This window comes from Streptomyces sp. NPDC051662, from assembly GCF_040681655.1.
GTDB lineage: Bacteria > Actinomycetota > Actinomycetes > Streptomycetales > Streptomycetaceae > Streptomyces.
In genome coordinates this window covers 1-1421 of sequence record NZ_JBFAZD010000076.1, presented here as the reverse complement: position 1 = coordinate 1421, position 1421 = coordinate 1, and the positions used below count along the sequence as shown (strand labels likewise).

General features: G+C 59.5%; 1 protein-coding gene. It reads right to left on the bottom strand.

Going from position 1 to position 1421, the window contains the following annotated elements; translation table 11 throughout:
- The coding region (locus AB0M67_RS41595; RefSeq protein WP_365753416.1) for an amino acid adenylation domain-containing protein at positions 1-1421 on the bottom strand (1421 nt) is incomplete at both ends.

Here is a 1421-nt window from a genome sequence, read left to right as displayed (position 1 = left end):
CCCACCCCCGCACAACGAGCCAGAACCGCCTCGACCTCACCCAACTCAATACGGAAACCACGAATCTTCACCTGAAGATCCGCCCGGCCCAGATACTCCAAACCCCCACCACGCAACCGACGCGCCAGATCACCCGTCCGATACATCCGCGAACCATCACCCGCAAAAGGATCCGCGACAAACCGCTCCGACGTCAGACCCGAACGATACAAATACCCATCCGCCGGCCCCCGCCCACCCACATACAACTCACCCATCACACCGAACGGCACAGGACGCAACCACTCATCCAGAACATGAACACGCAGATCCGCGATACCCTCCCCAATCACACTCCCCACACCACCCACCGCCAACGACGCAGCCAACGGCAAATACGTCACATGAACCGTCGTCTCCGTAATCCCATACATATTCACCAACAACGGCGACCCCTCACCATGACGGCCAAACCAATCCGCCAACCGCGTCGGCTCCAAAGCCTCCCCACCGAACACCAGATAACGCAACGCAAGACCACGCCCCACCTCAGGACGCTCAGCATCCGCCTGACTCAACTGATAAAACGCCGAAGGAGTCTGATTAAGAACCGTCACCCGCTCCCGCACCAAAAGATCCAGAAAATCACCCGGCGAACGACTCACCTCATGAGACACCACAACCAACCGACCCCCATACAACAACGCACCCCACAACTCCCACACCGAAAAATCAAACGCAAACGAATGAAACAACGTCCACACATCATCAGAACCAAACCCGAACCACCCATCCGTCGCAGAAAACAAACGCACCACATTCTGATGCGCCACCACCACACCCTTCGGCCGCCCCGTCGAACCCGACGTATAAATCACATACGCCGGATGCTCCGGCAACAAAACCCCACGCCGCCCCACCACACCCACACCCGGCAAACCCGCCAACTCCCCCACCACCACCGGATCATCCAACACCACCCACTCACCACCAACACCCTCAGGCAACCCACCAACAACCTCCCCACACGTCACCACCAACACAGACCGACAATCCAGCAACGTATCCCGAACCCGATCCACCGGATACGCCGGATCCACCGGAACATAAGCCGCACCCGCCTTCAGCACACCCAACACAGCCACCACCAAATCCACCGAACGCGGCAGAACCACCGCCACAAAATCCCCCACCCCCACACCCCGACCAATCAACAAATGCGCCAACCGCTCCGCACGAACATCCAACTCCCCATACGACAAACAAACATCCCCACACACCAACGCCACCGCATCCCGACCCCGCTCCACCCGACCCTCGAACAACACCGGCAAAGTCGAACGCACCCCCTCCACCGGCAACACACCACCCACCACCCCAACAACCCCACGCTCCACCTCATCCAACACATCCACCCCACCCACACACCCCGAAGGATCCTC